The organism is Sphingobium sp. B2D3A, assembly GCF_025961795.1.
Taxonomy (GTDB): Bacteria; Pseudomonadota; Alphaproteobacteria; order Sphingomonadales; family Sphingomonadaceae; genus Sphingobium.
On record NZ_JAOQOI010000001.1, the window covers coordinates 1,674,205 to 1,693,643 of the forward strand.

The window sequence follows — 19,439 nt, forward strand, 5'->3', positions numbered from 1 at the left end:
ACAGCCCGCCGCAAAACGGTACGTCACGCGCGAATGCTGCTTGCAGTCCTGCGACAAGCTCATAGACAGGCCTGATGCTGCGGCGATCGCGTTTGGGCAGGTGTTCCCGTGCAGGTGGGACTTTCATGGCGATCCTGCTGGCGGCGCAGGGCGCGCTGACGTGCGACCGCGCGCTGGCGCAAACGTCGCCCGGTCAAGCCACCCCAGCGCCCGACTCCGCGCAGGACGCGCTCGATCTCGATGACATGCCCGACATTGGCCTCGACTGGCCTGACCTCGATCAGCCGGGGGAAACTCTGGCAGTGGAGGGCAGTGACGCCGGAGGAGAGGCCGAGCCCGCGCTAGCTGGCGGGCAGGGGACAGCAACGCTTGCAACGCAAGCGCCCGCCGGCACTGAGCCGGACCCCCTAGGCGGCACGGCGGGCGAAGCGGCAGCCCTTGCTGCGCTCGATCCCACGCAGCCGCTGCGTTACCAGCTCAATCTTGAAGGGCTGGGCGATGCCGCCGATCCCATGTTCTACAGCCGGTTCGATGCACTGTCGGCGATGCGGACGGGGGAAGGCGACCGTGCCAGCATCGCGCAGATCCGGCGCCGGGCGCAGACCGATGAGGAACTGCTCGAAGATCTGCTGCGCACGCGGGGCTATTATGAGGGCCGGAGCCGCGCCCGCTTTGGGGTGAGTGGAGCGAGTGATCCCTATGTCCGCGTCGCGCTGCGGGCCGTGCCCGGCCAGCGCTTCGCCCTGAGCGCGGTGGAGGTGTTCGGGCTGGACGGGACGATGGCGGACGGCAAGCCGCTGCGCTCGCTCTTTCCCGTGAAGGTGGGCGACCCGGCCGACACCGACACGATATTGGCTGCGACAAGCGCGCTGCGCGTCAGCCTTGAAGAGGGCGGCTATCCGTTTGCGCAGGTGCGCGAGCCGGTGCTCACTGTCGACCACCAGCAGCGTCAGGCCCTACTCAGCCTCAACGCCGATACCGGTGACTTTCTTCGCTTCGGCTCGATCCGTGTAAACGACGGCGCCCCGTTCGATGCGCGGCACGTGGCCGTCATCAGCCGCTTTTCTCCGGGCGACCCATTCAAGCAAAGTGAACTCACCGATCTCAACCGGGCCATCGTCGCGACCGGGCTGGTCTCCCAGCTCACCATCACGCCCGAAGCGCGGCCCGACCGCGAGGCGGTGGACATCGTCGTGAACATGACCCGCGCGCCGCCACGGACGATCGCCGGGGAAATCGGTTATGGCACGGGCGAAGGCGCGCGCGTGGAAGTGCGCTGGCAGCACCGCAATCTGGTGCCTCCGGAAGGGGCGGTGACGCTGCGCGGCGTGATCGGTACGCAGGAACAGAGCGCGTCCGCGATCTTCCGGCGCAACAATCTGTGGCAGCGCGATCAGGCTCTCAATGGCGAGCTCAGCATCGCCAATGTCGATCAGCCGGCTTATGATGCGCTGACCGCAGGCATCGCCGCGAGCCTGGAAAAGCACACTAACCTGATCTTCCAGAAGGAATGGACGTGGTCCGCCGGCCTTGAGCTGCGTGTCAGCGACGAGCGGCGCCTATATGAGGGGTCGCCCGATCCGGTGCGGCGCCGCTATCTCATTCTCGCCCTGCCCACCAGCCTGACTCATGATGGCAGCGACGATCTGCTCGATCCGCGCAAGGGCTTCCGCCTCGGCGGGCGCCTGTCTCCCGAGCTCTCTTTGCAGGATGGCGCCTTCGGCTATGTCCGCGCGCAGATCGATGGCAGCACCTATATTCCGGTCGGCGAGCGACTGACCATCGCCGGGCGCGCGCGTCTGGGCACCATCGTCGGCGCGTCGGCCGACCGCATTGCGCCGACGCGGCGCTTCTACGCCGGCGGCGGCGCCTCGGTGCGCGGCTATGCCTATCAGGCCATCGGCCCGCGCGACCTCAATAACGATCCGGTGGGCGGGCGCAGCCTTGGCGAAATCTCGCTGGAAGCGCGCTATCGCTTCGGCAGTCTCAACCAGTTCGGCATCGTGCCGTTCATAGATGCCGGGACGATCTCGCCCGATCCCCTGCCCACGATCCGCGAGATGCGCGTCGGTGCCGGCCTCGGCTTTCGGTATTACAGCAACTTCGGGCCGATCCGGATCGATGTCGGCACCCCGCTGAATCCGCAACCGGGCGACTCGCGCATCGGCGTCTATGTGTCGCTGGGGCAGGCATTCTGATGGCCGCGCAAGACGAGCCCCTGCCGGAGGGTGCGTCGGAGCAGGCGCCGCCGCCGCCCCGCCGCAAGCGCTCGCTGCTGCGCTCGGGGTTCAGCCTCTCGGTCATTCTGCTCATCGTAGCGCTGGTGGTGGCGCTCTGGGGTGGGGTGCGCTGGCTGGATAGCGAAGGCGGCCATCGCTTCATCATCCGCAAGATCGCGCAGTGGGAGGCGACCTCCGGCCTGCGCATCACCGTGGGCGCCATTGAGGGGCGCGTCTTCAACGACATGGTGCTGCGCGATGTGCGCTTTTTCGATACGCAAGGGCAGTTCGCCAGGGTCGATCGCGCCGATGTGAGCTGGTATCCGCTCGGCTGGCTCTCCAACCGGCTCGATCTTGATCGGCTGCACATCCATTCGGCCGACCTTTCCCGCCGGCCCGCGCTCAAGCCCTCGACCTCGCCCAAGCAGCCGCTGCTGCCGGGGTTCGACATTCGGCTGGCGGACCTGCGGGTGGACAGGCTGGGCATCGGCCCGGCGGTGTTGGGCGAGGCGCACGTGGTCCGCGCAATTGGCAATGCCGACGTGCGCTCCGGTCGCGCGGTCATCGACCTGCTGGCGACCGCGCCGCGCACGGGCGATGTGCTGCGTGTGGCGCTGGACAGTCGCCCGGACGATCGTCGGTTCGATCTCGATGCGATTGTCGTCGGGCCACAGGGCGGCGTGATCGCGAGTACGCTGGACGCCCAGCAACCGGTTTCGCTTCGCATCCATGGCGATGGCGACTGGCGCCGCTGGAAGGGCCGGCTGACGGCGCTGACCGCCAACCGCCTCACCGCGAACGTCGCACTGACCGCAGTTGAGGGCCGCTATCAGGCGAAGGGGCCGCTGGCGTTGCTCGGCCCGCTCGAACCGCTGACCGCGCTGGGCAGCCAGCAGGCGCAGATCGAGACGGACGTGCGGTTCGACAACCGGCTGCTCTCGGGCACCGCCTCACTGGCGATGCCGGCCGCCAAGCTGACGGCTAATGGCGGTGTGGATTTCGGCCGCAATCGGTTCGATGAGCTGCGCGTTTCGGCGGTGGTCGCGCGGCCCGGCCAATTGGCGAAGGGCGTTGCGGGCCAGTCCGTCAATCTGCGCGCCCGGCTATCCGGCGCATTCGATGCGATGGAGGTGGGGTATCTGCTGACCTCTGCCGAGCTGCGGCAGGGCGGGTTGGCGCTTCGCAACATCCGTCTGGAAGGCGAGGGCCGGCTGAACGGCCCGCGCGGACGCTTCCCCATCCGGCTGACGGCGCAGGCACTGACTGTCGGCCAGCGCGCCGTGGACGAGCGGCTGCGCAATCTCGTCGTTCAGAGCGTGCTGCTGAAGAATGGCGATGATCTGCGCATGGATCGCTCGGACGTGCGGGCGAGCGGTTTTCGCGGGCAGATCGAGGGGCAAGGCAATCTCGGCTCTGGGAGCTATCTCGCGAGTTTTCGCGGCGGTCTGAATGGACTGGAGATTGCCGGACTGGGCCGGCTCGATCTCGATGCCGTGCTGCGGCTGGCCCGGCCTCCGCAAGGGCAGAGCAGCTTTTCCGGCACGGCCCGCGCGACGATGCGGCGGCTCGACAATCGCTTCCTGCTTGGCCTCGGGGAGGGGCTGCCGATCATCACCAGTCAGGTCGGGCTGGCGCCGGGCGGCGGCATCGCGCTGCGCGATCTGCGGCTGGTGGCGCCCGCGCTCACCCTTGTCGGCCAAGGGCGGATCGACGGCTCTGGCCAGCTCGATCTGCGCGGGCAGGGCGAGCATCGCGATTACGGTCCCCTGCAACTGGCGCTCGCCGGGAAGCCGGATCGCCCCCGGGTGGACATCACCCTTGCGCGCCCGCTGCCGGCCGTGGGCCTCGCCAATGTCCACGCGCTGCTGACCCCGGACGATCAGGGCTATGCCGTGACGGTCGAGGGCGGCTCGATGTTCGGCACCTTCGCCGCGACCGGCGCCATCCTGCTGCCGCGCGGTGGCGCCGCGACCATCTCGGTGGCGGATCTGGGGGTTAGCGGCGTCACGGTGCGCGGCGATCTGGTGCCGGTCGATGGCGGCTTGCAGGGCGCCCTGTCGCTCTCCGGTCCCGCCGAGGGCGCGGTGACGCTGGGGATGGTCGATGGCGTGCAGCGCATCGGCTTCGATGTCGACCTGAGCGGCGCCAATTTCACAGGCTCGCCGGGCATCGTCATCAATCGTGGCTCGCTGGAGGGCGAAGCGCTGCTCCGTCCTGGCGCGGTGACGATCAACGCCAATGCGCAGGGTCGCGGCGTGCGCGTTGGTGGCGTGCGGATCGGGCGGTTCGCCGGCGCGCTCAAGCTGGTCAATGGCGAAGGAACGGCCACCGTCTCCATGAACGCGCGGACGGGGCGCAGCTTCGATCTGCAGGCGCGGGCCGGCATCGCGCCGAACCGGATCAGCATCGATCTGGATGGCTCGCTGGATGAGTCGGCGATCCGGCTCGACCGAACGGCGGTGCTCAGCCGGGAAGGGGATGGCTGGCGTCTGGCGCCAGCGACCCTGCGGATGCAGCGCGGCGCCCTGCGCCTGTCCGGCTTTATCGGCGGAACGCGCACGGAGTTGGACGCCACAATGCAGGCCGTGCCGCTGCTGCTGCTCGATCTCGCCAATGACGATCTGGGATTGGGCGGCACCATGGACGGCACGGCGCATTATGTCGCGCCGGTCGACGGGCCGCCGACCGGCAAGCTCAACCTGCGCGTCAAGGGCCTCACTCGCTCTGGCCTGGCGCTCAGCTCAGCGCCGATCGATATGGGCCTTAATGCCGAGCTGGATACGCGCCGGCTGGCAGCCCGCGCCGTGGTGGCGCGTGGCGGCAAGGTGGTCGGCCGCGCGCAGGCGCTGGTGACGCCGCTCGGCAGCGGGTCGCTGAGCCAGCGGCTGTTCCGCTCGCCCTTGCAAGCCCAGTTCCGCTATGCCGGCGATGCCGACACGCTCTGGCGGCTCACCAATGTCGAGATCGTTTCGCTGGGTGGCGATCTTCGCCTCTCCGCCAGCGCCGGCGGCACCTTGTCCGATCCTCGGATCGAGGGGACGCTCTCTACCCGCAATGGCCGCATTACCAGCCCGGTGACCGGCATGGTGATCCGCGATGTGCAGGCAAGTGGCCGGTTCAACGGATCGCAACTGTCGATCCCCGACCTCCAGGGCCGGGCCGGCAGCGGCAAGGTCACCGGCACGGCCGTGTTCGATCTCTCCGCCGAGCGCGGCATCGGCATGGATATCGCGCTGCAGGCAGATCGCGCAGTGCTGATGGACCGCGACGATGTCGGCGCGACAGTGACCGGCCCCGTACGCATCGTCTCCTCCGGCAGCGGGGGCACGATCTCGGGCAATCTGGAGGCTGTCTCCAGCCGCTTCACGCTCGGGCGCGCCAGTTCGTCGACGGAAATCCCGCGTCTGCGTCTGGTGGAGATCAACCGCTCGGGCGATCAGGTGGAGCGGGCGCGGGCGGATGCGCCCTGGCGGCTCGACATTACCGCCAAGGCGCCGCGCGGGCTCATCGTTGAGGGGCTAGGGATGCAGAGCGAATGGTCGGCCGATCTCAAGATCGGCGGGCTGGCGACCGCGCCGGCCTTTTCCGGCGTGGCGACGCTGACGCGCGGCACCTATGATTTCGCGGGGCGCCGGTTCGACCTGCAGGAGGGCCGCCTGACCTTTACCGGCAGCACGCCGGTCAATCCGCGCCTCGATATCCGCGCGGTTGCGGACGTGCAGGATCTGAGCGCGACGATCAACGTCACTGGCACCAGCATGCGGCCGATCATCGCCTTCTCCAGCATTCCGGCGATGGCGCAGGATGAACTGCTCTCCCGCCTGCTGTTCGGCACCTCCATCGCCAATCTCTCGGCGCCTGAGGCGTTGCAACTCGCCTCGGCCGTGGCGGCATTCCAGGGCGGGGGTGGCGGTCTCGACCCGATCAACGCCGTCCGCCGCGCGACCGGTCTCTCGCGGCTGCGTGTGCTGGCGGCCGACACCACGACGGGGCGGCAAACGTCCATCGCCGCCGGCAAGAACATCGGCGATCATCTCTATGTCGAGCTGATTACGGATGGGCAGGGCTATAGCGCCACCAGCATCGAATATCAGATCACCCGCTGGCTGGCCTTGATCTCTACCGTGTCGACCATCGGCCGGCAGAGCGCGGCGGCGCGAATTTCCAAGGATTATTGAGCCGGGACGGGTGTGGTCAGTCGCCGGCGCCAGCTTCCGTGGCGGAACCAGTAGAGGCAGAGCAAGGCCGCCGCGACATTGGCAATCGGGTAGCTCCACCAGATGCCTGCGATGCCCCAGGGGGTGGCATAGGCGATCAGATAGGCGGCCGGCATCTGGAACCCCCATTGCATAATGATCGAGATGATCATGGAGTGGCTCGGGCTGCCCGCGCCCCGGAATGCCCCGAGCAACGCTTGCGGCACGGTGAGTACGCCCAGAAAGGGGAAGTAGACATAGGCGAAGGTCGAGGCGAGGGCGATCACATCCGGTTCGCCCGGCGCCAGTGTCGCCATGATCGCGGGCACGAACGGCAGGTTCATGAGGCCGATCAGCGTCATCCCGCAAAAGCCGAGCCAGGCCGAGAGGCGCGCAGCCTGCTCCGCGCGCTCGGTGAGGCCGGCGCCGATATTCTGGCCGACCACGGCGGCGGTCGCGATGGAGAGGCCGAGCATCGGCGTGAACCAGAAGAATAGCGGCCGCGTCCCCACGCCATAAGCGGCGAGGCCGAGCGTGCCGAAGCTGGCGGCCAGGGCCATGAGCAGCACCGAGCTGAAGGTGCGGATCGCCTGCTCGATGGAGGCAGGCAGGCCAAGGCCAAGCGCCAGGCGGATATGCGACCAGTCTGGCCGGAAATGGCGAGTTCGCACATGCAGGACGGATCGGCCCGAGAGCATGTGGTGGAGCAACACCAGCAGCGCGCCGATCTGCACGATCACCGTCGCCAGCGCGGCCCCGGCAATACCCAGCGCAGGAAACGGCCCGATGCCGAAAATCAGCAGCGGATCGATCAGTGCATTGGCGATGACGCTGCCGATCTGCACGCGCATGGCAAAGCGCACCTCGCCGGCGGCCTGCAACATCGCCTGCATGGCCATGAAGCCGAACATCGGCACCATGCCGATGAAGCGGACGTGCAGATAATCGGTTGCCCGCGCATGGATCGCCGGTTCCACACCGATCAGGGTGAGCACGGCCGACGCCGACAAGGCGCCCGCGAGGGTGAAGGCCAGCGCGACGATGCCGACCATCAGCAGGGTCTGCGCCGCGACATGATCGAGCGCCTCTATGCGCCGCGCACCCATATTCTGCGCGATCAGCACGGCGCCGGCGGTCGATAGGCCTGAGCCCAGGCCGATCAGCACGAAGAACAGCGGGCCGCTGGCGGTCACCGATGCAATTGCGGCCTCGCCGAGCCGACCAACCCAGAAGGCATTGACAATATCGAAGCTGGCCTGCGCGAGATTGGTGACGGTGATCGGCCAGGCTACGCGCAGCAGCACCGTGAGCAGCCGCCCTTCCGTCATCGAGACGCTTCTGCCGCTCATTGTCGCGCGATCCTCCCCCAGCTTTGCTCAGGGGTAGAGAGCGGCCCTGCGGATGACAAGCGACGATGATTCGCGCGCCCTATGCGTGAAGTCGGCGTGGGTCATCGGCATTCACCCACAACAAAAGGCCCGGGATCTTTCGATCCCGGGCCTTCCGTTTCGCTTAATCCTGGGGATCAGGAGCTGTAGTACATGTCGAACTCGACCGGGCTGGGCGCCATTTCCCAGCGGTACACTTCCGGCCACTTCAGCTCGATATAGGCGTCGATCTGGTCCTTGGAGAACACGTCGCCCTTGAGCAGGAAGTCGTGGTCGGCTTCCAGGCTGTTCAGCGCTTCACGCAGCGAGGCGCAAACCGTCGGAACCTGGCTCAACTCCTCGGGCGGCAGGTCGTACAGGTTCTTGTCCATCGCCTCGCCGGGGTGGATCTTGTTCTCGATGCCGTCGAGGCCGGCCATCAGCAGCGCGGCGTAGCACAGATAGGGGTTGGCCATCGCATCGGGGAAGCGGAACTCGACGCGCTTCGCCTTGGCACCCGAACCGTAAGGAATACGGCAGGAAGCCGAGCGGTTGCGGGCCGAATAGGCCAGCAGCACGGGCGCCTCGAAACCGGGGACCAGACGCTTGTAGCTGTTGGTCGTCGGGTTGGTGAAGGCGTTGAGGGCCTTGGCGTGCTTGATGACGCCACCGATGAAGTACAGGCACATGTCGGACAGGCCCGCATAGCCGTTGCCGGCGAACAGCGGATTGCCCTTGTCCCAGATCGAGATGTGGGTGTGCATGCCGGAGCCGTTGTCCTGCGCGATCGGCTTGGGCATGAACGTGGCGCTCTTGCCATAGGCCTGGGCGACCATCATCACGACATACTTGTAGATCTGCATGCGGTCAGCGGTGGTGACGAGCGTGCCGAAGGTGAGGCCCAGCTCGTGCTGCGCAGCGGCCACCTCATGGTGGTGCTTGTCGCAGGGGAGGCCCATTTCGAGCATGGTCGTGACCATCTCGGCGCGGATGTCCGTGCAGGGATCGACCGGCGCGACGGGGAAGTAGCCGCCCTTGGCGCGGGGACGGTGGCCGAGGTTGCCGGCCTCATATTCGCGGCCGGTGTTGGTCGGCAGCTCGATGTCGTCGATCTTGTAGAAGGACTCGTTGTAGTCCGTGTTGAAGCGGACGTCGTCGAACATGAAGAACTCGGCTTCTGGCCCCACATACACGGTGTCGCCGAAACCGGCGGCCTTCACATAGGCCTCGGCGCGCACGGCGGTCGAGCGCGGGTCACGACCGTAGAGTTCGCCGCTCGAGGGCTCGACGATGTTGCAGAACAGGATCATCATCGGCGTCGCGCTGAACGGATCGACATAGACCGCGTCCAGATCGGGCTTCAGGATCATGTCGGACTCGTTGATCGCCTTCCAGCCCTCGATCGAGCTGCCGTCGAACATGAGGCCTTCCTCAAGCTCGTCCTCGCCCAGCACACCGGCGCACATGGTCAGGTGCTGCCACTTGCCCTTGGGATCGGTAAAGCGCAGATCGACCCATTCGATCTCCTTTTCCTCGATCATCTTGAGGATGTCTTTGGGCGTATTGGCCATGAGGATGTTACCTTCTCTTTGGTCTGAGTTGTTGCGGGTCTTCGGTCAGCGAACGGAAACGGTCAGATGGCAGCTTCGTCGAGCTCGCCGGTACGGATGCGCACGGCCTTTTCGACGGGGATGACGAAGATCTTGCCGTCGCCGATGCGGCCCGTCTGTGCGGCGCTGGAGATGGCATCGACCACGCGATCGACGATCTCGTCCGCCACCACCACTTCGAGCTTCACCTTCGGCAGGAAGTCCACGACATATTCGGCGCCGCGATAAAGCTCGGTGTGACCCTTCTGTCGCCCGAAGCCCTTCGCCTCCGTGACGGTGATTCCGGATACGCCGACTTCGTGCAGCGCTTCCTTCACATCATCCAGCTTGAACGGCTTGATGATTGCTTCCACCTTCTTCATGTCAAACGCACCCCTTTGTTTCGCGGTTTGAATGCGGACCGCGGCATGCTGCCCGGACGATTTCGACCCAGGCGACATGCGCGACCGCGCAGGAAATCGGACGCTACAGCGCCCGTTCGCGAATCACCAGCGAAGCATTGGACACTTTGCGACGACTTGTCGATATTGCCCGGATTTCGGGCATTTTGGGCAGCAGTTGCCCAAATAATAGGCACCGATCTGCGCCTATTGAAACACCAGCACCGGATAGCGACCAGCTTCAATAAGGCGGGCGGTGCAAACCCTTGGGGCTGAGCGTGAAAATCTCGCAGCCATCCTCGGTAATGCCGATCGAATGCTCGAACTGCGCCGAGAGCGAGCGGTCGCGCGTGACCGCCGTCCAGCCATCCTCGAGCATCTTCACAGTCGGCTTGCCGGCATTGATCATCGGCTCGATGGTGAAGATCATGCCCGGCCGCAATTCGGGGCCGGTGCCGGGTCGCCCGACATGGATGACCTCGGGCGCGTCATGGAACACCCGGCCGAGGCCGTGGCCGCAGAAATCCCGCACCACGCCATAGCGATGCCGCTCGGCATAGCTCTGGATTGCATGACCGATGTCGCCGAGATGATTGCCAGGCTTGGCCTGCTCGATGCCCAGCATCAGGCAGTCATAGGTCACGTCGACCAGGCGCCGCGCCTTCACCGGTACATCGCCGACCAGGTACATGCGGCTGGTGTCGCCATGCCAGCCCTCGACCAACGGGGTCACGTCGATGTTGACGATGTCGCCGTCCTTGAGCGGCTTGTCGCCCGGCATCCCGTGGCAGATCACATTGTTGAGGCTGATGCAGCAGCTATAGGCATAGCCATGATAGCCCAGTGTCGCGGGGACGGCGCCGGCATCCAGCATCATCTGGCGGATGAAATCATCGATGTCGGAGGTCTTCGCGCCCGGCACGACCAGTGGTACGATCGCATCGAGAATCTCGGCGGCCAGCCGGCCCGCCTTGCGCATTCCGGCAAAGCCCTCCGGGCCATGCAGCTTGATGGCGGAGGTGCGGACGTTCTGGGTTTCGGCGGTCGGCGTGAGATAGGTCGTCATCCGCTCCATATAGGGGGAGGCGTGCGGAAAGGCGATAGGCTTGCCAGGGGAAGGGGGGACGCAATGCAGGACGCTGCCGAAATGGCCGGAGGGGACCTCAGCGGAGGCTGCGCGTGCGGCGCGGCGCGCTATCGCGTTTCGCGCGCGCCGATCTTCGTGAACAATTGCCACTGCCGGCGCTGCCAGGTGCAGACGGCGTCGACGTCGGTCGTCAACATGTTCGTGGAGGCCGAAAGCGTGGGCCTCTTGAGCGGAACGCTCAGCGAGCATGTCGTAAAGGCAGGCAGTGGCGGCGACCATATCATCTGCCGCTGCACGGCATGCGGGACGGCGCTCTGGAGCTATTATCCCCGACTGGGCAGGCTCGGCGCGGGGGTGCGGGTCGGCACGCTGGACGACCCCGCGCGGGTGAAGCTGGACGCAGTGATCTTCACCGCCAGCAAAATGCCATGGACGGCGCTGCCCGAGGATATCCCGTGCTTTGAGGCTACCTACAATCCGGCGGAACTCCTCCCGCCCGACCGTTTCTCGCGCCTTGAGGCGCTCATCGTCCAGCGCGCGGCTGGCGGCGGATGACAGCGCAGGGCAGAAATTTTCCGGTCTCGCTTGGCGCGATGCGGCGCCGGGTCTAAAGCCGGGCGATGAGCGAACGCATCTGGACTGCCGCCCTTCTCGTGATCGGCGACGAGATTCTTTCTGGTCGCACGCAGGACCGCAATGTGGCGCAGATCGGCACCTGGCTGAACGTGCAGGGCATCCGCCTGCGGGAAGTGCGCGTGGTGGGCGATGATGCGGCGGCGATCGGCGAGGCGGTGAATATTCTGCGCGCGCGCAACGATTATCTTTTTACCACGGGCGGCATCGGCCCCACGCACGACGATATCACGGTCGATTCCATTGCGGCTGCCTTGGGCGTGCCCGTGGTCGTCCATCCCGAAGCGCGTGCAATCCTGGAAGCCTATTACGCCTCGCGCGGCGGCATCAACGAGGCGCGGCTGCGCATGGCGCGCGTGCCGGAGGGCGCCGCGCTGGTCCCGAATCATTATTCCGGCGCCCCGGGCATTCAGGTCGGCAACATCTTCATCATGGCCGGTGTGCCGCACATCACGGCAGGCATGCTCGCGGAACTGACCGGCAAGCTCGAGGGCGGCGCGCCGCTGCTCTCGCGCACCATTGGCTGCAATGTCGCCGAAAGCGAGATTGCCGATCAGCTCGCCCAGATCGAGCGGCAGCACGAGGGGTGCCAGATCGGCAGCTATCCCTTCTTCCGCGAAGGCAAGGTCGGGGCCAATTTCGTAGTCCGCGCCACCGATCATGCGCGGCTCGATGCCTGCGTGGACGATCTCAACGCGGCGCTGGTCGCGGCGGGTTTTCAGCCGGTCGACGGCGGTATCTGACGCACAGAGGGCGGCCCGCGCCTGGCGGTGATGCAGGGGCGAGTTCTATCCCGCATACTCCGTCGCGCGAACGAACATCCGCACGAGACGCCGGCGAAGAGCCTGACGCTGGTCGAAATTGTCGACGGTAGCGGCGCGCGCGAGATCCCCGCAACGCCCCGAGAAATGGACTGCCCCGGCATCCTCGGCGCAGCGCGCGAGCCAGCCGGCCGATGTGGCGACGGCGCGGTCATGGATCGTCAGCGCGCGGGTGCAGAGCGCCGGCATGTCGTCGGTGCAGCCCATCGCGAAGGCCAGATAAGCGATATAGTCCGGCGCCCACACATCGTCGGAGATGCCCATGACATCAGCGTCTGGAATGTCGTCCGCAAGGATTTCGCAGCCATTTCCGTCGATGAACGGGCTGTCATTGTGGAGGAAGCAGGCGCGGGACAGGATGTTGAACGCCCTGTCCAACTGTGGTTCGCCGGCCAGACCCCTGCGATAGATGATGCCCAGATATTTGCAGGCATAAGGGCCAATCCCGATGTCGGATGAATCGCAGACGCGCGCCATTTTCTCCTTCGCGGCGCGGTAGTCCCGCAGCATGGTGTTCAGAAAATAGATCTTCCCGGCCTCATAGCAGCCGCCCATCTGAAAACCCGCGTCGCAGGAGGCTTCGTAAGCGACGAGAGCGGCGCGTGCATCGCCCCGCCGTTCCGCCGCGACGCCGGCCTGCCAGCAACTGTCCACGTTCGAGTCTTTCACGCAGGCAGCGGAAGACTGCTCGCCCCCGGACGAGGCCTGCGCCGGCTGGGCAGTCGCTGCGCTCGAGAGAAACATCGCGCCGATCATCATGACGAGGGCTGCCAGCGCTGATCGCATTCTTTGTCTCCCGAGCCGACGAATGGGCCACATCAGTCAGGAAGCGGCCATCACGCGCTGAATCTGCCGACCTCCGCTGCGTGGATCAAGCGCAGTGGAGCGGCCACCCTGAAATGCACCGTGCGAGCGGGAAAATTCAACCGGTTCGGTGGCTTAATGCTGGTAGGAATTTCTGGAAATTGGAGCGGGTGAGGGGAATCGAACCCCCGTCGTCAGCTTGGGAAGCTGCTGCTCTACCATTGAGCTACACCCGCTAATCAGGCGTTTCGCGCTGATCAGGCTGCACCTGTTGCATCGTTTTGGCAACCGCCGCGGCGGCGACGCCTATGGCATAGGCTGGTCACAGCGTCAATTTGCGAACGACGCCGCTCGGCGCCTGACTCTGCCGCGGGGTAACGCATGAGCAGCCGAATAGCGGCCATGAAAAGTCGGGCTTGAACGGTATCAACTTCCCACGGAATCGAGCGTCTCCTTGCCGGCCGCTTTGTGTTTATCGACGTATTTTCCGATGCCGAAACATCCGAAGTCGACCTCAGCCAGGTTGCTTTCACGTTTGATCAAGACGAGCGCTCTGTGCACCGCGACCATCTTGCGACGTCCCTCGACGAGATTTGATAGAGCGGCAGACATATCATCCAACAGAGTTTGGAAGCGCGCCGGCTCAATCACCGTGGTACGTTTTGTTTCGAGGATGCTTGTCGTCAGCCGCGCCAGATCGAGCAGGGCCAGGTCAGTACTGTTGAAGGCGGTTTCGATGTCGGCCGCAATGGTGCGACCACCGGCCTCAGAAATGTCCATAAATCCTCCGAGATGCAGATGTACCGGGTGACGCCGCCAGTGTTAGCCTGGGGACCTTTTCTCGCAAGTGCGCTGCCAGTTCCAGCGGGCGGGAACCCTCATGGATTGGCGGCGTTGGTTCAATTGGTCTGGCATGTGGCGGCGGGGATGCTGCTCATCTCCTCCTGGGACCTTTTCGGGGAAGTATAATCGTCACGAATATCCCTTATTGTGGCGCACCAACGGATCCGAGCCTGCTGCTCCTTAGCTGGAATTTCGATCCCTGGTTGTTGGCCGCCATGCTGGGCGGGACGATCCTGCTGCTCGCGACCATCGGCCGACAGCGGCCCGGTCTCGTGGCTGCCGGTTGCGGCATTCTGCTGGTCGCGTTTGTGTCGCCGCTCTGTGCCCTCGCTAGCGCATTGTTCTCCGCGAGAACCGTGCACCACATTCTGCTCGTCGCCTGCGCGGCGCCGGTCTTTGCGCTTCTTCTGCCGCGCGGGCGCTCCGGCAGCGCGGCGCTGCCCTTCGCTGTATCCACGGGCACGCTCTGGCTTTGGCACATCCCCGCTTTCTACACGGCAGCGCTCAATCATCATGCCCTGTACTGGCTGATGCAGATTTCCCTGCTCGGCACCGCCATCTGGTTCTGGCGCGCGATACTTTCGGCGCGTGCGGCATGGCCTGCCGCGATGGTCACGCTTGCCGCCGGGGTCGGGCAGATGGGCCTGCTGGGCGCCCTGATCACCTTCGCGCCGCGCGTGCTTTATCCCCATCATCGCATCGCGCCCCTCGCTTATGGGATCGATTCCTTACACGATCAGCAGCTTGCCGGGTTGATCATGTGGGTGCCGGCGATGCTGCCTTATGCCGTGATCGCCGGATTGATCGCGCGGCGCGCCTGGAGCGACGGCTGGCGGTGGACGCCCGCGTGACAGCGTGGATTCCGCTCATCAAGGGATTGCACATCGCCGCGATCCTGTTGTGGGCTGCCGGCCTGATCGCCTTGCCGCTGCTGTTGGCGCAGCATGAGCGCGGGCAGGGTCAGCAGGCGTATCAGCGCATCCGCCGCTTCACCCATTATGGCTATACCCATTTGCTGACGCCGGCTGCGGTGGTCGCGGTTTCGGCCGGCACGGCGCTGCTGTTCCTGCGCGAAGTGTTCGTGCCCTGGATGTTCGCCAAGCTGCTGTTTGTAGGGCTGCTGGTCGGGCTGCACGCCTGGATCGGCAATCTCGTCGTGCGGATGGGCGAGCATGGCAATCAGCGTCAGCCCTCGCCGATCCTGCCGCTCGTGCTGCTCGCCCTCCTTCTGTGCGCGGCGATCTTTGCGATCGTGCTGAGCAAGCCTTCTATCGACCTGCCCATGCCGGACTGGCTGACGACGCCGCGCGGCCGTCAATTGCCGGTCGACGAGGTGCCGATTTGATAGTCAAACACCAGCTTGCCGCCATGCCACCCGGCAAAGGCCACGAAAATGGCCGACAGCACGGAGAGCAGCAGGCCATAAGGGAGCACGGCGGATTCATAGCCGGACAGCCGATAACCCCAATTGGCGCCGAGGACAGACAGCAAGGTAATCGCGACGATGAAGTGCGTCCAGCTTGCCGCACGAGCGCGAATACCCGGCACGCTAAGCAGCTCGACCGTTCCCGAAAGGCCGGCGAGCAGGCCCATCAGAAAGGCCATGCCGGTGCTCCACAGCGCCGCGCGCGCCCAGAAGCCGTCTCCGGTCCACCAGTAGAAGAGATCGGCGCCCAGCGCGCAGGCCGCGAGGCCGATCGGGAACGAGACGAGCATGGCGTGAACGGGGTGGCCGGACACGGCGATTTTCGATTCCGCGTCATCGAAGGAGGGGTTCGCGCTGATTGGGTCGGTCAGCGCATCTTCGCGCTGTTCGGTGCTGGGCATGGCCGTCCTTTACGCTGTCTGCGCTCTCGGGTCATAATGCCCGGCGCGGCGTTTTTCTCCAGCGGCTGTGCCGGCCGCTACTCGACGCTAGAGCCCGCAGGGCCGGCGGCGGATGCTATCGCATCCTTGTGGTGGGTCATGCTGGCCGGGGCGGTGGCGATCCTTGTGCTGGTCTGCGCGCTGCTCGCGCTCGCCTTTCGACGCGGCTCACTGGAGCGCCCGACCTCGGCCAAGCGGTGGATCATCGGCGGCGGGCTCATCTTCCCGTCCGTCGTTCTCGTCGCGCTGCTGGCTTATGGTCTGGTCATCGGCGAGCGGCTGCTGCCGCGCAAGGATGCGCAGGCCCTGCGCGTCATCGCCGAAGCGAGCCGGTGGCAGTGGACCTTCACGCGGCCCGGCCGCACCGGCGATGTCGTCAGCCAGGATGTGCTCAACATTCCCGCCGGCCAGCCGGTCGATGTCGAACTGCGGACGCTCGACGTCATTCACGCTTTCTGGGTGCCGCGTCTCGCGGGCAAGATGGATGCCATCCCCGGCCACCGCAATGTCCTGCGCATCGAGGCCAGCGTGCCGGGCGTCTATCATGGTCTGTGCGCCGAGTTTTGCGGCCCCGGGCACACGGGTCACGCCTTCCGCGTCGTCGCGCATGACCCAGCGGGTTGGGCGCGCTTTGTGGCGGGGGAGGGGCAGTGAAGGCGCTCCAGCTTCATCGTGCCCTAGAGCGCATCTGGGGAGCGCCGCGCGGCTGGCGGGGCACCATCTCGACGGTCAATCACAGCGTGATCGGCGTGCGGTTGATGGTAACCGCCTTCATCTTCTTCCTGATCGGCGGCCTGCTGGCGATGCTGATCCGCGCCCAGTTGGCGACGCCGGGCAGCGCCTTTGTCGGGCCGGATATCTACAACCAGCTGTTCACGATGCATGGCAGCATCATGATGTTCCTGTTCGCGATCCCCATGTTCGAAGGGTTCGCGATGTACATGCTCCCTAAGATGCTGGGCGCGCGCGATCTCGCCTTCCCGCGCATCACCGCCTATGGCTGGTGGTGCTATCTGTTCGGCGGCACGATGCTGATCGTGGCGATGCTGCTGGGCATCGCGCCCGATGCGGGCTGGTTCATGTATACGCCGCTCTCGTCCAAACCCTATTCGCCGGGGATCAATTCCGACTTCTGGCTGCTCGGCATCACCTTTGTGGAGATTTCCGCGATGGTGACAGCGGTCGATATCGTCGTCTCGATCCTCAAATTGCGGGCGCCGGGCATGTCGTTGGATCGGATGCCGCTATTCGCCTGGTACATGCTGGTGACGGCGCTGATGATGCTGATCGGCTTCCCGCCGCTCATCCTCGGCTCCATCCTGCTCGAACTGGAACGCGCGTTCGGCTGGCCGTTCTTCGACGCGGCGCGCGGCGGGGACTCCCTGCTGTGGCAGCACCTCTTCTGGCTGTTCGGCCACCCGGAGGTCTACATCATTTTCCTGCCGGCGGCCGGCGCGATCTCGACCATCCTGCCGGTCATGGCGCGGACCCGCATCCTTGGATATGGCTGGATCGTCGCGGCAATCCTCGCCCTCGGCTTCCTGAGTTTCGGGCTGTGGGTCCACCACATGTTCACCGTCGGCATTCCCCATATGGCGCTGGCTTTCTTCTCCGCCGCCTCGACGCTGGTGGCGGTGCCAACCGGCGTACAGATCTTCGCCTGGCTGGGCACGCTATGGGCGGGCCGACCGCAGATGAAGCTGCCGATGCTGTACCTGATCGGCTTCTTTGTCACCTTCGTGATGGGCGGGCTGACCGGCGTGATGGTCGCCATGGTGCCGTTCAACTGGCAGGCGCATGACAGCGCCTTCGTCACCGCGCATCTCCATTATGTGCTGTTCGGCGGCTTCGTCTTCCCGATGCTGGCGGCGGCCTATTACTGGCTCGGGCATTTTACGGGGCGGCAGTATAGCTACACGCTCGGCAAGGCGGCCTTCTGGCTTATCTTCACCGGCTTTCACCTGACCTTTTTTCTGATGCATTTGGTCGGCCTGCTCGGCCAGCCCCGTCGCATCGACAGCTATCCCGCGGGGCTCGGCTGGACGGGCTATAATCTGCTCTCGTCGGTCGGCGGCTTCGTGATGGCGACCGGCGTGGCGCTGTTCGTCATCGATATCGCGCTGCAGATTTTCCACGCGCCGCGCACCCGCCGCAATCCGTGGAATGCGGGCACGCTGGAATGGGCGATGATGCTGCCGCCGCCATCCTACAACATCGCGAGCCTGCCCCATGTCGATGACCGCGAGCCGCTCGAAAAGGCGCCCGACCTTGCGCTTTCGCTAGCGCGCGGGGAGGGCTATCTCGCCGAGCCGCGCCATGGTTGGCGCGAGACGCTGGCCGTCGACACGGCAAGCGGGCGGGTGGAGCACATCGTCGTCCTGCCGGGCAACACGACGCTGCCTTTGTGGACGGCGATGGTTACCGGCAGCTTCTTCCTGCTGATGCTGTTCAAGCTCTACATCTTGACGCCGGTGCCGCTCATCCTGCTGGCGGCGCTTGGCTGGCGCTGGGCGTGGCTCCTTGGCGATAAGCAGGTTCGCGGCGCGCTGCCCATCGGACATGGGGTCGAGGCGCCGCCCCATGCCGAGATAGACGGATCGCCCGGCTGGTGGGGCAGCGTGTTCCTGCTGTTCGCCAACGGCACCTTCTTCGGCGCGCTCCTGTTCGGCCATGCCTTTCTCTGGATCATCGCCCCGAACTGGCCCCCGCCGGCGCTCGTCCTGCCTTCTCTCCCGATTTTTCTGGCGGGGATCGTGGGGGCGGGGATGGCCACGCTGTTCGGCCGCCGCCTGCGCCATGTTGCCATTGCCGGGGGTGGACTGGCGACGTTGCTGGCTGCGTTGATTGTGACCGCCTGGCTGCTGGCCCCCGAGCCCACGCTGCATGCTTATGGGGCGGTGGTGGCCGTACTGCTCGGCTATGCCATGCTGCATGGGGCACTCGCTCTGCTGATCGGCCTGTTCGTCTGGCAACGGCGTCGGGCAGGATATGTGGCCGCCACCCATGGCGCCGAGCCCAGGATCGCGCGGCTCTGGGCGGATTATGCCATTGTCGTCTGCGCCGTCACGCTCATGTGCACCCATCTTCCCGGATTGCTGGCATGACCGCGTTGTTCCGAGCGATGGCAGGGCTGATCGCCTGGGCGGCGGCATTTGCGCTGCTATATGCCGTGCAGGGCCTCGCCTGCGCCTGGGGCTGGGACGATGCCCGACTCGCTAGCGTGAGCGCCGCGCGGGTGGTGCTGGTCGTCATCTACCTGGTTTCGGTCGGCGCGGCGGCATGGTTGTGCTGGGTCTTTCGGCCCCAACCGGTTCGACCCGAGTCCAGCCGCATGGACCTGCTCGCCTGGCTGGCCTTTGCCAGCGCCGTCACCGGTCTGGTCAGCATCTTGTATACCGGCATACCGGTCCTCACCGCGACCATCTGCACTTGAGGGCTCGCCCTCACGGGAGAAGGCCGCCGCCGGACGCGCTGTCGACGCTGGCCCCTCAGGGCGACCTTGATCGAGCCGGACATTCGCCGGGCTGATCTGGAAATCCGCGGCTTTTCCAACCTTCGGCGCGTGACAAGCGCGCGAAACGCCCCTTATGGTGGGCCCGCTCCGTAACAAGCG

16 protein-coding genes and 1 tRNA gene are annotated in these 19,439 nt (G+C 65.7%); 9 read left to right on the plus strand and 8 right to left on the minus strand.

What is annotated here, in order from left to right; translation table 11 throughout:
- Window positions 1-125: 125 nt before the first annotated feature.
- Together M2337_RS07755 and M2337_RS07760 are read left to right on the plus strand one after the other, a co-directional pair.
- A complete protein-coding gene (locus tag M2337_RS07755) occupies window positions 126-2,198 on the plus strand; it encodes an autotransporter assembly complex protein TamA (RefSeq protein WP_264569751.1) in 2,073 nt (690 codons plus the stop codon).
- Window positions 2,198-6,397 carry a translocation/assembly module TamB domain-containing protein gene (locus M2337_RS07760; RefSeq protein ID WP_264569752.1) on the plus strand — a complete coding sequence of 1,400 codons (4,200 nt, stop codon included), beginning with the start codon at window positions 2,198-2,200 and terminating at the stop codon, window positions 6,395-6,397. Before M2337_RS07755 ends, M2337_RS07760 begins: the two co-directional genes overlap by 1 nt.
- On the opposite strand, the gene M2337_RS07765 is transcribed toward M2337_RS07760, so the two are convergent.
- The 4 genes from M2337_RS07765 to map all read right to left on the minus strand — a co-directional run bounded on the left by M2337_RS07765 (window position 6,391) and on the right by map (window position 10,838).
- Window positions 6,391-7,764: an MATE family efflux transporter gene (locus tag M2337_RS07765; RefSeq protein ID WP_264569753.1), complete on the minus strand. Its 1,374-nt coding sequence runs from the start codon at window positions 7,762-7,764 to the stop codon at window positions 6,391-6,393. The two genes, M2337_RS07760 and M2337_RS07765, sit on opposite strands and share 7 nt — an antisense overlap.
- Before the next feature lie 176 nt (window positions 7,765-7,940).
- Window positions 7,941-9,353: a type I glutamate--ammonia ligase gene (glnA, locus tag M2337_RS07770; RefSeq protein WP_181559031.1), complete on the minus strand. Its 1,413-nt coding sequence runs from the start codon at window positions 9,351-9,353 to the stop codon at window positions 7,941-7,943.
- Window positions 9,354-9,415: 62 nt separating this feature from the next.
- On the minus strand, window positions 9,416-9,754 hold the full coding sequence (locus M2337_RS07775; RefSeq protein WP_181559032.1) for a P-II family nitrogen regulator: 339 nt from the start codon (window positions 9,752-9,754) through the stop codon (window positions 9,416-9,418).
- 259 nt (window positions 9,755-10,013) lie between these two features.
- Entirely contained in the window at window positions 10,014-10,838 is an 825-nt protein-coding gene (gene map / locus M2337_RS07780) for a type I methionyl aminopeptidase (RefSeq protein WP_181559033.1), read from the minus strand.
- A 63-nt stretch (window positions 10,839-10,901) separates the two neighbouring features.
- Between map and M2337_RS07785 the strand changes: the two genes are divergently transcribed.
- Window positions 10,902-11,414, plus strand: coding sequence for a GFA family protein (locus M2337_RS07785; protein ID WP_264569754.1), 513 nt, complete (start codon window positions 10,902-10,904; stop codon window positions 11,412-11,414).
- Between the two features lie 65 nt (window positions 11,415-11,479).
- Window positions 11,480-12,235 carry a competence/damage-inducible protein A gene (locus M2337_RS07790; protein ID WP_264569755.1) on the plus strand — a complete coding sequence of 252 codons (756 nt, stop codon included), beginning with the start codon at window positions 11,480-11,482 and terminating at the stop codon, window positions 12,233-12,235.
- A gap of 45 nt (window positions 12,236-12,280) precedes the next feature.
- On the opposite strand, the gene M2337_RS07795 is transcribed toward M2337_RS07790, so the two are convergent.
- The 3 genes from M2337_RS07795 to M2337_RS07805 all read right to left on the minus strand — a co-directional run bounded on the left by M2337_RS07795 (window position 12,281) and on the right by M2337_RS07805 (window position 13,897).
- A complete protein-coding gene (locus tag M2337_RS07795) occupies window positions 12,281-13,099 on the minus strand; it encodes a hypothetical protein (RefSeq protein ID WP_264569756.1) in 819 nt (272 codons plus the stop codon).
- A 180-nt stretch (window positions 13,100-13,279) separates the two neighbouring features.
- Window positions 13,280-13,353: transfer RNA gene (locus M2337_RS07800), tRNA-Gly, on the minus strand.
- Window positions 13,354-13,543: 190 nt separating this feature from the next.
- On the minus strand, window positions 13,544-13,897 hold the full coding sequence (locus M2337_RS07805) for a hypothetical protein (protein WP_264569757.1): 354 nt from the start codon (window positions 13,895-13,897) through the stop codon (window positions 13,544-13,546).
- A 266-nt stretch (window positions 13,898-14,163) separates the two neighbouring features.
- On the opposite strand from M2337_RS07805, the gene M2337_RS07810 reads away from it, so the two are divergent.
- Both M2337_RS07810 and M2337_RS07815 read left to right on the plus strand, forming a co-directional pair.
- Entirely contained in the window at window positions 14,164-14,811 is a 648-nt protein-coding gene (locus tag M2337_RS07810) for a cytochrome c oxidase assembly protein (RefSeq protein WP_264588592.1), read from the plus strand.
- Window positions 14,808-15,305, plus strand: coding sequence for a CopD family protein (locus M2337_RS07815; protein WP_264569758.1), 498 nt, complete (start codon window positions 14,808-14,810; stop codon window positions 15,303-15,305). Before M2337_RS07810 ends, M2337_RS07815 begins: the two co-directional genes overlap by 4 nt.
- On the opposite strand, the gene M2337_RS07820 is transcribed toward M2337_RS07815, so the two are convergent.
- Window positions 15,275-15,787 carry a DUF2231 domain-containing protein gene (locus M2337_RS07820; RefSeq protein WP_220128507.1) on the minus strand — a complete coding sequence of 171 codons (513 nt, stop codon included), beginning with the start codon at window positions 15,785-15,787 and terminating at the stop codon, window positions 15,275-15,277. The two genes, M2337_RS07815 and M2337_RS07820, sit on opposite strands and share 31 nt — an antisense overlap.
- Window positions 15,788-15,823: 36 nt before the next feature.
- Between M2337_RS07820 and coxB the strand changes: the two genes are divergently transcribed.
- The 3 genes from coxB to M2337_RS07835 are packed head-to-tail and all read left to right on the plus strand — an operon-like array spanning window position 15,824 to window position 19,259.
- A complete protein-coding gene (coxB, locus tag M2337_RS07825) occupies window positions 15,824-16,480 on the plus strand; it encodes a cytochrome c oxidase subunit II (protein WP_264569759.1) in 657 nt (218 codons plus the stop codon).
- Complete coding sequence (gene ctaD / locus M2337_RS07830; RefSeq protein ID WP_264569760.1) at window positions 16,477-18,930, plus strand: cytochrome c oxidase subunit I; 2,454 nt, start codon at window positions 16,477-16,479, stop codon at window positions 18,928-18,930. The genes coxB and ctaD overlap by 4 nt, the downstream gene beginning before the upstream one ends.
- Window positions 18,927-19,259 (plus strand): hypothetical protein, encoded by a 333-nt coding sequence (locus M2337_RS07835; protein WP_264569761.1) that lies wholly within the window; start codon window positions 18,927-18,929, stop codon window positions 19,257-19,259. The genes ctaD and M2337_RS07835 overlap by 4 nt, the downstream gene beginning before the upstream one ends.
- The last annotated feature ends 180 nt before the right edge of the window (window positions 19,260-19,439 follow it).

Bases quoted from the DNA above. Each gene is read 5' to 3' on its own strand.
- M2337_RS07755 (WP_264569751.1), top strand. From the start codon at position 126: ATGGCGATCCTGCTGGCGGCGCAGGGCGCGCTGACGTGCGACCGCGCG.
- M2337_RS07785 (WP_264569754.1), top strand. From the start codon at position 10,902: ATGCAGGACGCTGCCGAAATGGCCGGAGGGGACCTCAGCGGAGGCTGC.
- M2337_RS07760 (WP_264569752.1), top strand. From the start codon at position 2,198: ATGGCCGCGCAAGACGAGCCCCTGCCGGAGGGTGCGTCGGAGCAGGCG.
- map (WP_181559033.1), bottom strand. From the start codon at position 10,838: ATGACGACCTATCTCACGCCGACCGCCGAAACCCAGAACGTCCGCACC.
- M2337_RS07835 (WP_264569761.1), top strand. From the start codon at position 18,927: ATGACCGCGTTGTTCCGAGCGATGGCAGGGCTGATCGCCTGGGCGGCG.
- M2337_RS07775 (WP_181559032.1), bottom strand. From the start codon at position 9,754: ATGAAGAAGGTGGAAGCAATCATCAAGCCGTTCAAGCTGGATGATGTG.
- M2337_RS07820 (WP_220128507.1), bottom strand. From the start codon at position 15,787: ATGCCCAGCACCGAACAGCGCGAAGATGCGCTGACCGACCCAATCAGC.
- M2337_RS07790 (WP_264569755.1), top strand. From the start codon at position 11,480: ATGAGCGAACGCATCTGGACTGCCGCCCTTCTCGTGATCGGCGACGAG.
- M2337_RS07795 (WP_264569756.1), bottom strand. From the start codon at position 13,099: ATGCGATCAGCGCTGGCAGCCCTCGTCATGATGATCGGCGCGATGTTT.
- glnA (WP_181559031.1), bottom strand. From the start codon at position 9,353: ATGGCCAATACGCCCAAAGACATCCTCAAGATGATCGAGGAAAAGGAG.
- M2337_RS07805 (WP_264569757.1), bottom strand. From the start codon at position 13,897: ATGGACATTTCTGAGGCCGGTGGTCGCACCATTGCGGCCGACATCGAA.
- coxB (WP_264569759.1), top strand. From the start codon at position 15,824: ATGCCCGGCGCGGCGTTTTTCTCCAGCGGCTGTGCCGGCCGCTACTCG.
- M2337_RS07765 (WP_264569753.1), bottom strand. From the start codon at position 7,764: ATGAGCGGCAGAAGCGTCTCGATGACGGAAGGGCGGCTGCTCACGGTG.